This is a genomic window from Microvirga sp. CF3062, from assembly GCF_036314045.1.
In the GTDB taxonomy this organism is placed as follows: Bacteria; Pseudomonadota; Alphaproteobacteria; order Rhizobiales; family Beijerinckiaceae; genus Microvirga.
In genome coordinates, this window is the sequence record NZ_JAYGGN010000004.1 from 368,930 (window position 1) to 381,861 (window position 12,932).

General features: G+C 62.5%; 12 protein-coding genes. 8 read left to right on the forward strand and 4 right to left on the reverse strand.

The features are described 5' to 3' along the window. Window positions 1–83: 83 nt before the first annotated feature. The 7 genes from dusB (at window position 84) to hflX (ending at window position 9,283) form a co-directional block, all read left to right on the forward strand. Window positions 84–1,103, forward strand: coding sequence for a tRNA dihydrouridine synthase DusB (gene dusB, locus VB618_RS09990; RefSeq protein WP_329796474.1), 1,020 nt, complete (start codon window positions 84–86; stop codon window positions 1,101–1,103). Further along, on the forward strand, window positions 1,100–2,203 hold the full coding sequence (locus VB618_RS09995; RefSeq protein ID WP_329796475.1) for a two-component system sensor histidine kinase NtrB: 1,104 nt from the start codon (window positions 1,100–1,102) through the stop codon (window positions 2,201–2,203). The genes dusB and VB618_RS09995 overlap by 4 nt, the downstream gene beginning before the upstream one ends. A gap of 9 nt (window positions 2,204–2,212) precedes the next feature. Beyond that, complete coding sequence (gene ntrC / locus VB618_RS10000; protein WP_329796476.1) at window positions 2,213–3,679, forward strand: nitrogen regulation protein NR(I); 1,467 nt, start codon at window positions 2,213–2,215, stop codon at window positions 3,677–3,679. A 100-nt stretch (window positions 3,680–3,779) separates the two neighbouring features. Continuing rightward, a complete protein-coding gene (locus VB618_RS10005) occupies window positions 3,780–6,032 on the forward strand; it encodes a sensor histidine kinase NtrY-like (RefSeq protein WP_329796477.1) in 2,253 nt (750 codons plus the stop codon). Beyond that, window positions 6,029–7,399, forward strand: a complete 1,371-nt coding sequence (ntrX, locus tag VB618_RS10010) for a nitrogen assimilation response regulator NtrX (RefSeq protein WP_329796478.1) — start codon at window positions 6,029–6,031, stop codon at window positions 7,397–7,399. The genes VB618_RS10005 and ntrX overlap by 4 nt, the downstream gene beginning before the upstream one ends. A 233-nt stretch (window positions 7,400–7,632) precedes the next feature. Further along, on the forward strand, window positions 7,633–7,887 hold the full coding sequence (gene hfq / locus VB618_RS10015) for an RNA chaperone Hfq (protein ID WP_009491222.1): 255 nt from the start codon (window positions 7,633–7,635) through the stop codon (window positions 7,885–7,887). Between the two features lies 1 nt (window position 7,888). Next, window positions 7,889–9,283, forward strand: a complete 1,395-nt coding sequence (hflX, locus tag VB618_RS10020) for a GTPase HflX (protein WP_329796480.1) — start codon at window positions 7,889–7,891, stop codon at window positions 9,281–9,283. Here the strand turns inward: hflX and mazG are convergent. Next, a complete protein-coding gene (gene mazG, locus VB618_RS10025; RefSeq protein WP_329796481.1) occupies window positions 9,278–10,123 on the reverse strand; it encodes a nucleoside triphosphate pyrophosphohydrolase in 846 nt (281 codons plus the stop codon). The two genes, hflX and mazG, sit on opposite strands and share 6 nt — an antisense overlap. Window positions 10,124–10,257: 134 nt before the next feature. Here mazG and VB618_RS10030 point away from each other — a divergent pair, with 134 nt between their 5' ends. Further along, window positions 10,258–10,698 carry an OsmC family protein gene (locus VB618_RS10030; RefSeq protein ID WP_329796482.1) on the forward strand — a complete coding sequence of 147 codons (441 nt, stop codon included), beginning with the start codon at window positions 10,258–10,260 and terminating at the stop codon, window positions 10,696–10,698. Between the two features lie 202 nt (window positions 10,699–10,900). On the opposite strand, the gene VB618_RS10035 is transcribed toward VB618_RS10030, so the two are convergent. From VB618_RS10035 to VB618_RS10045, 3 genes are read right to left on the reverse strand one after another with little or no spacing between them, the layout of a single operon-like run. Then, complete coding sequence (locus tag VB618_RS10035; protein ID WP_329796483.1) at window positions 10,901–11,278, reverse strand: hypothetical protein; 378 nt, start codon at window positions 11,276–11,278, stop codon at window positions 10,901–10,903. Next, window positions 11,275–12,075 (reverse strand): MBL fold metallo-hydrolase, encoded by an 801-nt coding sequence (locus VB618_RS10040; protein ID WP_329796484.1) that lies wholly within the window; start codon window positions 12,073–12,075, stop codon window positions 11,275–11,277. The genes VB618_RS10035 and VB618_RS10040 overlap by 4 nt, the downstream gene beginning before the upstream one ends. Further along, a complete protein-coding gene (locus VB618_RS10045) occupies window positions 12,072–12,881 on the reverse strand; it encodes a TatD family hydrolase (protein ID WP_329796485.1) in 810 nt (269 codons plus the stop codon). Before VB618_RS10045 ends, VB618_RS10040 begins: the two co-directional genes overlap by 4 nt. Window positions 12,882–12,932: the final 51 nt, after the last annotated feature.

A 12,932-nucleotide genomic window follows, 5' to 3' on the forward strand; every position in this document is an offset into this window, starting at 1 on the left:
TCCTTAGCGCGGCGGCGGGAGAAGACAAATACCCGCGCTGAAGACCTTGCGCCTCAGTTCGAAATGGCTATTAAATAGGCATAATGAAACTTGATCAAAAAATAGGCTCCCCTGGTTTCAGCATCGGATCGTTACAAGTCGGATGCAATACCATCCTGGCCCCGCTGTCCGGCGTGACGGATGTCGCCTTCCGGCGCATCGCCAAGCGCCTGGGGGCTGGTCTCGTGGTATCCGAGATGGTGGCCTCCGACGAACTGGTTCAAGGTTCCGAGGAAGCGCAGCTGCGTGCCGAGGGCGCGGGAATCGAGCCCCATGTCGTCCAGCTCGCCGGCTGCGAGCCACGCTGGATGGCTGAGGCTGCCCGCGTGGCCGAAGGAGCAGGGGCCCGCATCATCGACATCAACATGGGGTGCCCGGCAAAGCGCGTCATCGGCGGCTATGCCGGTTCCGCGCTCATGCGCGACCTCGATCACGCGGCCCGCCTGATCGAGGCGACGGTGCAGGCCGCCAGCGTTCCCGTGACGGTGAAGATGCGGCTCGGCTGGGATCACCAGAGCATCAATGCGCCGGAACTCGCCCGCAGGGCCGAGGCTCTCGGTGTCAAGGCGGTGACGGTCCATGGTCGCACCCGCCAGCAATTCTACAAAGGACAGGCTGACTGGAGCGCCATCGCGCCGGTCGTGGAGGCGGTCGGCATTCCGGTGATCGCCAACGGCGACATCGGCACCCTAGAGGAAGCTCGGCGCTGTCTGGCCGCGTCAGGGGCCGCTGCCGTGATGATCGGACGTTCGGCTGTCGGACGCCCCTGGCTCGTCGGCCAGATCGGTGCCGCCCTGCAGGGCCGTACCATCCCCGACCCATCGCCGGAGGAGATGACGGCCATTGCCATCGAGCATTATGAGGGACTGCTCTCCCTCTATGGGGAAAAGACCGGCATTCGCCACGCCCGCAAGCACCTTGCGGCATATGCGGATGTGGCGATGGCCTCAGGGTTCCAGGTGGCTCCCGGGGCTCGCACGGCGCTCGTCACATCGGAGGAGCCCGGAACGGTGATCGCCTTGCTGCGCTCGCTCTACAGCCGGCGGGAGCGAGAGGCGGCATGACGGCTCTTCCCATCAACGACCTGATCATGAATGCCCTGCCGATACCGGTCCTCACGGTCGGGCCGGAGCATCGGATTGCGCACGCCAATGCGGCTGCCGAGTCGTTCTTCGAGATGAGCCTGCGCATGATGCAGCGCCAGAAGCTCAGCGATCTACTGCCCTTTGGTTCGCCGGTGATGGCGCTGGTCGAGGATGTTCGCCACAGGGGCTCCAGCGTCAGCGAGCACCGGGTGGATATCGGCAGCCCGCGCCTCGGCGCGGAGCGCATCGTGGACGTCTCAGCATGCCCTCTGGGTGACGACAGCGACAACGTGATCGTCATGCTCCAGGAGCGGACGATCGCCGACAAGATGAACCGTCAGCTCACCCATCGCGGAGCCGCCCGGTCCATCACGGCGCTGGGCGCCCTGCTGGCACACGAGATCAAGAATCCACTGTCGGGCATCCGCGGCGCCGCCCAGTTGCTCGAGCAATCGGCGAACGAGGATGACCGGCTGCTGACCCGGCTCATCTGCGACGAGACCGACCGCATCGTGAAGCTCGTGGAGCGCATGGAAGTGTTTGGCGAAGAGCGGCCCGTGGAGCGGGGACCCGTCAACATCCACGGCGTTCTGGACCATGTGAAGCGTCTGACGCAATCGGGATTCGCCCGCCACATCAGGTTCGCGGAAAACTATGATCCATCGCTGCCGCCCGTGCTCGGCAATCGGGACCAGCTGATCCAGGTCATCCTGAATCTCGTCAAGAACGCCGCCGAGGCCATCGGCATCGATGCGTCGGACGGGGAGATCATTCTATCGACGGCGTTCCGCACCGGCGTCAGGCTCCAGGTGCCCGGCTCGCAGGAGCGGCTGAGTCTGCCGATCGAACTGAGCGTCATGGATAACGGCCCTGGGATTCCGCCTGAACTGATGAGCGATCTCTTCGACCCATTCGTGACCACGAAGGTCCAGGGCAGCGGCCTTGGGCTTGCGCTCGTTGCCAAGATCGTGGGCGACCACGGGGGCATCGTCGAATGCGAGCCGGCGCCCCGGCGGACCACCTTCCGGATTCTCCTCCCCATGCACCGCGCCGGCGACGGACGCGGGGCCGATTTATAGGGCTGACCCATGCCGAGCGGACAGATTCTCCTCGCCGATGACGATGCGGCCATCCGCACCGTTCTGAACCAGGCGCTCTCGCGGGCAGGCTATGAGGTCCGCTCGTCGAGCAATGCGGCCTCCCTCTGGCGCTGGGTGTCTCAAGGGGAGGGCGATCTCGTCATTACCGACGTGATGATGCCCGACGAGAATGCTTTCGATCTCCTGCCGCGCATCAAGAAGATACGTCCGGAGCTTCCGATCATTGTCATGAGCGCCCAGAACACATTCATGACGGCCATCAAGGCCTCTGAGCGCGGCGCCTACGAGTATCTGCCCAAGCCTTTCGACCTCAAGGAGCTGGTGGCCGTCGTCGGGCGGGCGCTCTCCCGCCCGCGCAGCGTGCCCGCCGGCGCGCAGCCAGCGCCGGAAAACGAGGACATCCCGCTCGTCGGACGCTCCCAGGCGATGCAGGAGATCTACCGGGCACTGGCCCGCCTCATGCCCACCGATCTCACCGTGATGATTACGGGCGAATCCGGCACGGGCAAGGAGCTGGTCGCCAAGGCGCTCCACGATTACGGCAAGCGCCGGCAGGGCCCGTTCGTGGCCGTGAACATGGCCGCGATCCCGCGGGAGCTCATCGAATCCGAACTGTTCGGCCACGAGAAGGGTGCCTTCACCGGAGCAACCGCCCGCAGCACGGGGCGCTTCGAGCAGGCCGAAGGGGGGACACTCTTCCTCGACGAGATCGGCGACATGCCGATGGAGGCTCAGACCCGCCTTCTGCGGGTTCTCCAGCAGGGCGAGTATACGACGGTCGGCGGCCGTGTGCCGATCAAGACCAACGTCCGTATCGTGGCTGCCACGAACAAGGATCTGCGCATTCTCATCCAGCAGGGCCTCTTCCGCGAGGATCTGTACTTTCGCCTGAACGTGGTTCCGCTGCGGCTTCCGCCCCTGCGCGAACGTGTCGAGGATATCCCGGACCTCGTCCGTCACTTCTTCGTGCTGGTGGAGAAGGAGGGGCTCGGCCGCAAGCAGCTCGACGTGGAAGCCATGGACCGGCTGAAGCGCTACCGCTGGCCGGGCAATGTCCGTGAGTTGGAAAATCTGGTGCGGCGCTTGGCTGCACTCTACCCTCAGGACATGATCACCGGAGCGATCATAGATGCCGAACTCGACTCCCAGCCCCTCCTGACACCGCAGCCTGCTGGAAAATCCAACCAGTCTGCGCTGCAGGCGTCGGAAGGCCTGTCGGATGCCGTCGAGCGGCACCTGAACGAATACTTCTCCGGATTCAGGGATTCTCTTCCGCCTCCCGGCCTTTACCACCGGATTCTGCGCGAGATCGAGGGCCCGCTGATCGGCGCGGCCTTGGCGGCGACCCGGGGTAATCAGATCCGGGCAGCGGAGCTCCTCGGGGTCAACCGCAACACCCTGCGCAAGAAGGTACGGGACCTCGATCTCATGGTTGTGCGCTCGAATAGAACCTGACTGGCCTGAGCTGTAATAATTTGACCACAGTGTTGTGTTGGTGCATCACCCCACGACAGAGTGCCATTCTTAGGGCATTCGATCTCGCGGGGCTTCAGTCTTGATCAACCAGGACACCATTGCACAGCGTCAGGCGGTCGAACCGTCCCAGACCGGTCTCGGCTGGCTGGGCTACGGAGCCGTTCTGTCGGCTCTGGCGTCGGCTCTTGCCACGTTCCTGATCCTTGCCGGCGCCACGCCCATCCTGCCGACGCACAACGTTGTCGTGTGGGTGTTCACGCTGAACGGCGTCCTCATTGCTGTCCTTCTTGGGATTGTGGCTTGGCAGACGCGAAAGCTGGTGCGGGAACGCAGGGCAGGGGCTGCAGCTGCCGGCCTCCACGTGCGAATCGTCGGGCTCTTCAGCCTGGTGGCCGTCCTGCCGGCCATTCTCGTTGCCGGTGTTGCGACGGTAACGCTGGAGCGCGGCCTGGACCCTTGGTTTACGGGAGCGCTCAAGGACATTATGAACAACACGGTGTCCATCGCCCGCTCCTATAGAGAGCTGCAGTGCCGGACACTCGCGCGCGAAACCCAGCTGATGGCGGCGGATCTCAATCGCGCGAAGGTTCTCTTCGACGCGGATCGCAATCTGTTCCGGGAGTTCATGAACTCCCGGGCGGTCTTCCTGGGCTTCCCGCTCGCCATGCTCGTCGATCCGGATGGTACGGTGGTCGAGCGGATCGAAGTGAAGAAGATTGACAACATCCCTCAGCCAACCCAGGCAGACCTTCAGGAGGCAAGCTCCCAGGAGGCCCTGTGCCTTTTCACGCGGGCCAGCGGCAACATCTTCCGCTCCGCCTTGAAGCTTGATGCCCATGGCGGGCGTATCCTCTATGTGGCCAGAGAAGTGGATCCGCGCGCCATCGAGTTCCCCCAGGTGGCTGAGACCGGGGTGGCTTTCTATGAGGCGCTCGATCAGAAGAAGGCAGGCATCCAGATCGCCTTCGCGTCCATGTTCGCGCTCATCGCCTTGATCGTTCTGCTCTCCGCAGTCTGGTTCGGGTTGAACTTCGCAAACCGCCTCGTGGCGCCGATCAGACGCCTCATCCATGCGACGGACCAGGTGGCCACCGGTAATTTTTACGTCCAGGTTCCAGTCAAAAGGGGCGAGGGGGATCTCGGCCATCTGGGTGAGACCTTCAACAAGATGACCTCGGAGCTGCGCCGCCAGCATGATGGCCTCACCACGGCCAGCGAGCTTATGGATCGACGGCGCCGATTTACCGAAGCGGTTCTCGCCGGTGTCTCGGCCGGTGTGATCGGCGTGAATGCGCGCGGTGTCATCACCATCGTTAATCCCTCGACGGAGGCCCTGCTCGGAGCCTCCAGGGAGGAGCTGCTCGGCAAGCCGATCACCACGATTCTGCCGGAGGTCACTGCGCTCGTTGAGGAGATGAGCCATGGGCGCCAGCGGCTGATGCAGCAGCAGATCCATATCGCGCGCAGGGGCAAGGAGCGCACCATCAACGTCCGCGTGACCAGCGAGCAGACTCGCAGCGAAAAGAGGGATCTCGTGATCACCCTCGATGACATCACGGATCTCGTGCTGGCGCAGCGGACCTCCGCCTGGGCCGATGTGGCGCGCCGGATCGCGCACGAGATCAAGAATCCTCTGACGCCGATCCAGCTTTCGGCCGAGCGGATCCGCCGGAAGTACGGCAAGGTGATCACCACCGATCGCGAGGTGTTCGATCAATGCACGGACACCATCGTGCGGCAGGTCGATGACATCAAGCGCATGGTCGACGAGTTCGCATCCTTCGCCCGCATGCCCAAGCCAACCATCGGCAATGAAGACCTAGCCGAGACAATCCGGCAGGTGGTCTTCATGATGAAGATCGCCCATCCTGAGATCGAGTTTGTCGATCGGCTGCCGGAAGGCCCCCTTGTGGCGCCGTTCGACCGCCGGCTCGTGTCTCAGGCCGTGACCAACATCGTCAAGAACGCCACGGAAGCCGTTGCAGCGGTGCCGGACTCTGAGAGAGGGCAGGGGCAGATTTCTGTCCTTCTGGACGATACGCATCCAGATTATCTGATTTTGGCCGTCACCGACAACGGCAAGGGATTTCCGGTCGAAGGGCGGCAACGCCTTCTGGAGCCCTACATGACGACCCGCGAGGGTGGAACCGGCTTAGGGCTGCCGATCGTCGCAAAGATCCTGGAAGATCATGGGGGTGGCATGGAACTGGCCGACAATCCTGCTGGACGGGGTGGCCAAGTCCGCATGTGGATCCCAAAGACGAAACAGATTTCATCGGAAGAGGCATCGGCCATTTCCAACCGAAATGACTCTCGCAGGGCAAGCTTATGAGCGCTGATATTCTCGTCGTCGACGACGAAGTCGACATTCGCGAACTCGTGGCCGGCATCCTTGAGGATGAGGGGCACCGAACACGCACGGCAGGAACGTCCGATGAGGCCCTGGCTGCCATTGAGACGCGGCGTCCACACCTCGTCTTCCTGGATATTTGGCTGCAGGGAAGCCGCTTGGATGGCCTCCAGGTGCTTGAGATCATCAAGAGCCAGCATCCCGACCTGCCCGTGGTGATGATCTCTGGCCATGGTAACATCGAGACCGCAGTCTCGGCTATCAAGGCCGGCGCTTACGATTTCATTGAAAAGCCGTTCAAGGCAGATCGGCTCGTACTGGTTGCCGAGCGGGCCCTCGAGACGTCTCGTCTCAAGCGTGAGGTGCGCGACCTGCGCACTCGTTCCGTTCAGGCCAGCCGCATTGCCGGTAAATCCATCGTGATCAACCAGCTTCGGCAAGCCGTTGAGCGGGCAGCTCCGACGAATGCTCGCATCCTGATCACTGGGGCGCCTGGTTCCGGCAAGGAGCTGACGGCCCGGACGCTTCACGGCCTCTCCACCCGCGCTAATGGCCCTTTCGTGGTGCTTTCGGCCGCTACCATCACGCCGGACACCATGGAGGCTGAACTCTTTGGTACGGAAGGTGGCGCAGGCGGGGGACGTCGCGTTGGCGCGCTGGAGGAAGCCCATGGCGGCACCCTCTACATCGATGAGATCGCCGACATGCCGCGGGAGACTCAAAACCGGATTCTGCGCGTTCTCGTGGACCAGAACTTCCAGCGCGTTGGCGGAACGACCCGGGTGCATGTGGACGTCCGAATTGTCTCATCTTCCAGTCGCGATCTGCCGGCCGAGATTGCCACCGGTCGATTCCGCGAAGATCTGTTCCATCGCCTTGGCGTCATTCCGATTCGGGTTCCGTCCCTGGCCGAGCGCCGGGAGGATGTGCCGGAACTCATCGAGTTCTTCATGGAGCAGATCACGTCGACCACAGGCCTGCCAAGGCGGCGTATCGCCGAGGACGCCATGGCGGTGCTGCAGTCGCATGACTGGCCCGGAAACGTGCGTCAGTTGAGGAACAACGTCGAACGCCTGATGATCCTAACGTCCGGCGATCCCGACGCAGAGGTCACGGCCGACATGCTGCCCTCCGAGATCGGCGCGCTCGTTCCGAGCACGCCTGGCGGGGCAGGGGGCGAGAAGCTCATGAGCCTGCCGCTCCGCGACGCCCGTGAAATCTTCGAGCGTGAATACCTCCTGGCGCAGATTGCCCGCTTCAGCGGCAATATTTCCAGGACGGCTGAGTTCATCGGCATGGAGCGTTCGGCCTTGCACCGGAAGCTGAAATCCCTGGGCATCGGCGGCTGACACCCGCTGGCGATGGTCCTAAGGCTTGGCACCTTCGTCGAGTCCGGAACTAAAACCTACAAATCCACGGGAAAATGCGCTCCGAGTGGGTAGAACCGTTGCGTCCCCCTTGCCGAACGCGGCTGTTCGCCCTGTAATAAGAACGCCGGTCACCGACCGCACGAAAGCGGACAACCATATTCAGGCGGCCCCATAGCCAAGACCGGCGGCGATGGGCTGGCGAGGCAACTTCAATGGCGGGCGATCGCGCGCAGAATCTTCAGGACACCTTTCTCAACTATGTCCGGAAGCAGAAAATACCCCTGACGATATTTCTCGTGAACGGAGTGAAGCTCCAGGGAGTGGTCACCTGGTTCGACAATTTCTGCGTTCTGCTGCGCAGGGATGGTCATTCACAGCTGGTTTACAAACACGCCATTTCCACCATCATGCCGGGACAGCCCGTTCAGTTGTTTGACCAGATCGACGAGGCTGGCGAGAAGGCTTGAGGTGACCGAACCACGCACGCCGGGGGAAGAACGTCTCGCTCAGCTTGCCGAACCTGAGAAAGAGGTCGCGGCGGGGACAAGGACGCTCGTTGTTGGGCCATACCTGACGCGCAAGCGGCGTGTTCTCACGGGCACCGATGGCGAGGGGGGCAATCCTCGCCCCCCGGAAGCTCGTCTCGACGAGATTTCGGGCCTCGCTCTTGCCATTGACCTGGCCATCGTCAACTCGTTCATCGCTCCCTTGTCCTCGCCCCGTCCTGCCACCTTCATCGGGAGCGGCAAGGTTGAAGAGTTGGCGGGAATGGTCCGAGCGGAGGAGATCGGGCTCATCGTCATGGACTGCGCGCTGAGTCCCGTGCAGCAGCGCAATCTCGAAAAAGCCTGGGGTGCCAAGGTCATCGACCGGACTGGCTTGATTCTCGAAATCTTCGGGCGACGTGCCAGGACAAAGGAGGGCACCCTTCAGGTTGAGCTGGCGCACCTGTCCTACCAGAAGGGTCGGCTGGTCCGCTCCTGGACCCACCTTGAGCGTCAGCGCGGCGGCTTCGGCTTCCTCGGCGGCCCTGGCGAAACACAGATCGAAGCCGACCGGCGCATGATCCAGGAACGGATGAGCCGGATCGAGCGAGATCTCGAAGGCGTCGTGAAGACCCGGTCCCTGCATCGAACAAGCCGTCGACGGGTGCCCTATCCGATCATCGCGCTGGTCGGTTATACTAACGCCGGCAAATCCACGCTCTTCAACCGCATGACGCAGGCGGACGTCCTCGCGGAGAACATGCTGTTCGCGACGCTCGATCCCACCTCACGGGCCATCGACTTGCCCCACGGCGAGAAGGCCATCCTATCGGACACCGTCGGTTTCATCTCGGATCTGCCCACCATGCTCGTGGCGGCCTTCCGGGCCACTCTTGAGGACGTCGTCGAGGCCGACGTGCTGCTGCACGTCCGTGACGTCTCGCATGGGGAGACGGAGGCCCAGGCAGGCGACGTGGCCGTGGTTCTGCGGGAACTCGGGATCGATCCGGATGACACGCGGCGTATCATCGAGGTCTGGAACAAGGCCGATCTTCTCTCCAAGGAGGATCGGGAACGACTCGCCGCGACCTCAGAGCGAACCGGCGAGGAGAGGCGGCCGATCCTCATCTCGGCCTTGACCGGAGACGGCATCCCCGAGCTGCTCGCCACCATCGAGCAGCATCTGGCGTTGGGACGGCTGACCTACGAGGTCAACGTTGCGGCGGAAGACGGGCAGGGGCTCGCATGGCTTCATGAGAACACCGAGATCCTCGATCGCCAGACGAAGGACAATGGGCACACCGTGCTTCAGGTGCGCCTCGTCGCCGGCAAAGAGCCTCGGTTCCTGAATCGGTTTCCCGAAGCCCGCGTCCTATGAGGGCGCGCCGGGCTCCCGCTCGGCCATCTTGGCAGCAACCCATAGACGTTCCATCTCTTCGAGCGTGGCTTCGTCGAGGCTTCGGTCCTGCTCGACAAGGCCCTGCTCGACAGCCCTGAAGCGGCGCTCGAACTTGGCGTTGGTGCGGCGCAGGGCCCGCTCCGGATCGATTCCGTAGTGCCGGGCGAGATTGGTGACGGAAAAGAGCAGATCGCCGATCTCGTCCTCGATTCTGTCTCTCTCTTTAGATGAAGCAGCTTCCTTAACCTCATCGAATTCTTCATGAATCTTGTCGATCACCTGAGTGGCGTCAGGCCAGTCGAAGCCGACCTTGGCGGCCTTGGCCGTCAACTTCTGGGCTCGTGTCAGGGCGGGCAGGGCTGTCGGTATGCCGCCGAGAAAACCGGCCTCATTCGCTTCCGGCGCCAAGCCCATCTTTGCGCGCTCTGCCTTTCGTTCCGCCTTCTCGTCGGCTTTAATCGAATCCCAAAGGTGCTTCACATCCTCGGGAGACAGATCCCTGGTGCTGCCGAAGACGTGGGGGTGCCGCCGAATAAGCTTCTTCGTGATTGCCTCGACAACATCGCCGAAGGCGAAGGCACCCTGCTCCTCGGCCAGGCGGACATGAAAAACCACCTGAAGCAGCAGATCGCCGAGTTCGTCTCGCAGGTCCGTCAGATCGCCGCGCTCGATGGCATCCACGACCTCGTAAGCCTCCTCGAGCGTGTAAGGTGTAATCGATGCGAAATCCTGCTCGAGGTCCCAAGGACAGCCTGTTCCGGGTGTGCGCAGGGCTGCCATGATCTCCAAAAGGCGTGTGATGTCGGTCGAAGGCTTCATGGTTAATTCCTGCTCGCTCCGCCAGTCTCATAGCCTGAGGACAAAACACGCGGCTAGCGGGATTTGCGCCATGTCCCTTGTGTAGCGGTGTATGAATAGAGCCGAACTCTTTGAGAGGATTGGGGAAGAGCACGATGAAGGCACGGGTCAAACTGGTCGATGGGATGATGTTCGTGGGCGAGTCCGGCAGCGGGCATGCCGTCGTGATGGATGGCGCACCTGAATACGGCGGGCACAATCTGGGGATCCGCCCCATGGAGATGCTGCTGATCGGCCTTGGTGGCTGCACGGCCTTCGACGTGGTGCAGATCCTCAGGAAGGGCCGAGAGCAGGTCTCGGATTGCGAGGTCGAGGTGACGGCAGAGCGTGCCGAGACCGATCCCAAGGTCTTTACGAAGATCCATCTGGAATACCGCGTCGCTGGCAAGGATCTGGCGCCGGCGAAGGTGGAGCGGGCGATCCAACTGTCTAAGGAGAAGTACTGCTCGGCCTCGATCATGCTCGGCGCCGTAGCCGATATCACCCATAGCTGGACAGCTCTGGACGAAGTGGCAGAGCCGGAGGCGGCATCCTAAGGCGCTGAGTTCGGATGGCTCGGCATTCGGACTTTGTTCGATCGAACATGCTCAGACTGGCGCCATGCGATGAGCGGCATTGATGAGCCGCTCATCACCAACCGCAAAATCCTCGCCAAGAACTCCGAATAGACTGCTCCCAATCCGAGGGGAGAGGCTGGCATTGCTCAATATCTAATTCGCATAAGATATATTATGGAACTTAAATAGGTAGATTGCCTGGCCTCTCTCGCTCCTGGTCGATATGTGGTTTTGCGCTGAGCGAGGCAAACCATTCCGCATACGGCGTGTCTCTGACCAGCTGCCGATTGTAATCCGGCGCTCCGTCACTCCACCAAACCGGACCACGCTCACCGAGCGCCCGCTTTGCGGCATCAACCAGGCCACGAACTCCGGCCAGGGCCTCAGGATCATCCTTGACGCTGCGGACTGCCCGGCGCGCTGACATCAACTCGTGTACGAGGCGCTCGCGCTCCTGAGGCTCGAGATCTGGATTGCTCAGGCGCCACAATCGACCGCGAACCACGAAATAGCGACCATCCGGTGTGTGCGGATACTGACCGGTACGTCGCCCCGTCATGGCGCTTCAATCTGAAGCCCGTCATAGGCCGGCTCGATATGCGACGGCAGTTCGCTCCGCAGCGTCTCGTAGTCGAGATCCGTATGCAGGTTCGTCAGGATGGCGCGCTTGGGCTTCATCTTATCGATGAAGCCCAGGGCCTCCGATACGGAGAAATGCGTCGGATGCGGCGTGTAGCGCAAGGCATCGAGGATCAGGACGTCCAGACCCTCCAGATACCGCAAGCTCTCTTCAGGCATCTCGCTCACGTCCGGAGCATAGGCGATGCTCCCGAACCGGAATCCTAGGGTATCGATGTCCCCATGGATCATTCTGAACGGCATCGCCTCGACGGTGCCGCCAAGCCCTGGCACCGAGGTCAAGACCCCAGGCCGCAGATGGTGCATCTTCAGGATTGGCGGGTAGCTGCTCCCGGCTGGGGTATCGAAACAGTAGCCGAAACGCATCATCAACAGTTCGCTGGTCATCCGGTCGGCATAGACCGGGATCCGGTGTCGCTGGACGAGGGCGAGCGGGCGCAGATCGTCGATCCCATGAATGTGGTCGGCATGCTCGTGGGTGTAGAGAACCGCGTCCAGACGGCGGACATTGGCACTGAGCAGCTGGTCGCGTACGTCCGGACCAGTATCGACCAGCACGGTGGTAACGGCGCCACCCGGGGCGAACCGCTCCACCAGTACGGAACAGCGCCTGCGCCGGTTCTTGGGATTGGCTGGATCGCAAGCGCCCCAGCCGACACCCACGCGCGGCACGCCGGCGGAAGATCCGCAGCCGAGGATCGTCAGGCGCAAGGTCATGATGCGAGCGCCTGCCTGTACCGAGCGTCGGCAGCAGCCGCCTTGGCGAAGTGCCGGTAGAAATTGGCCGTCGTCAGCTCCGCGATCTTCTGTTCCGTCACGCCGATCACCTCGGCGAGGACGCGGGCCGTATGAGCCACGAAGGCCGGCTCGTTGGTTTTGCCCCGGTGCGGGACCGGAGCCAGGTAGGGCGCATCGGTTTCGACCAGCAGTCGGTCGTGGGGAACGGACGCCGCGATCCGGCGGATCTCCTCCGAGTTCCGGAAGGTCAGGATCCCGGAAAACGAGACGTAGAGCCCCAGTTCGACGCCAACCTGGGCGAGTTTCTCGCCGGATGAGAAACAGTGGAGAACCGCATCGAAGCGCCCTCGCCTCATTTCCTCAGATAGGATCTGGATCATGTCCTCGTCGGCATTCCGGGCATGGATGACCAGCGGCAGACCGGTTTCACGGGCCGCCTCGATATGGGTGCGGAAGACCCGCTGTTGCACGTCGTGCGGGCTCTTGTCGTAGTGATAGTCAAGGCCTGCTTCGCCGATGGCGACGCAGCGTGGATGGTGCGACAACTCGATAAGCCGTTCCGCAGGCACGTCCGGCTCCAGCGCTGCATTGTGGGGGTGGGTGCCGACAGTGCAGAAAACGCTCTCATGCGCTTCCGCCAGAGCCCGATAGATGTCGAAGCGCGCCACATGGGTCGAGATAGTCACCATCCGGCCGACGCCCGCCGCCGTGGCGGCAGAGAACACCTCGGGCAAACGGCTTTGGAAATCCGGGAAATCCAGGTGGCAATGGCTGTCGACCAACATGGGTAAAGGAGCCCTCCTCTGCGGCTAGCGGCACGGCTGCATAAATTGGAT

What these genes read in the sequence shown, in the direction of transcription:
- dusB (WP_329796474.1), top strand. Translation starts at nt 84, where the DNA reads ATGAAACTTGATCAAAAAATAGGCTCCCCTGGTTTCAGCATCGGATCG.
- VB618_RS09995 (WP_329796475.1), top strand. Translation starts at nt 1,100, where the DNA reads ATGACGGCTCTTCCCATCAACGACCTGATCATGAATGCCCTGCCGATA.
- ntrC (WP_329796476.1), top strand. Translation starts at nt 2,213, where the DNA reads ATGCCGAGCGGACAGATTCTCCTCGCCGATGACGATGCGGCCATCCGC.
- ntrX (WP_329796478.1), top strand. Translation starts at nt 6,029, where the DNA reads ATGAGCGCTGATATTCTCGTCGTCGACGACGAAGTCGACATTCGCGAA.
- hfq (WP_009491222.1), top strand. Translation starts at nt 7,633, where the DNA reads ATGGCGGGCGATCGCGCGCAGAATCTTCAGGACACCTTTCTCAACTAT.
- mazG (WP_329796481.1), bottom strand. Translation starts at nt 10,123, where the DNA reads ATGAAGCCTTCGACCGACATCACACGCCTTTTGGAGATCATGGCAGCC.
- VB618_RS10030 (WP_329796482.1), top strand. Translation starts at nt 10,258, where the DNA reads ATGAAGGCACGGGTCAAACTGGTCGATGGGATGATGTTCGTGGGCGAG.
- VB618_RS10035 (WP_329796483.1), bottom strand. Translation starts at nt 11,278, where the DNA reads ATGACGGGGCGACGTACCGGTCAGTATCCGCACACACCGGATGGTCGC.
- VB618_RS10040 (WP_329796484.1), bottom strand. Translation starts at nt 12,075, where the DNA reads ATGACCTTGCGCCTGACGATCCTCGGCTGCGGATCTTCCGCCGGCGTG.
- VB618_RS10045 (WP_329796485.1), bottom strand. Translation starts at nt 12,881, where the DNA reads ATGTTGGTCGACAGCCATTGCCACCTGGATTTCCCGGATTTCCAAAGC.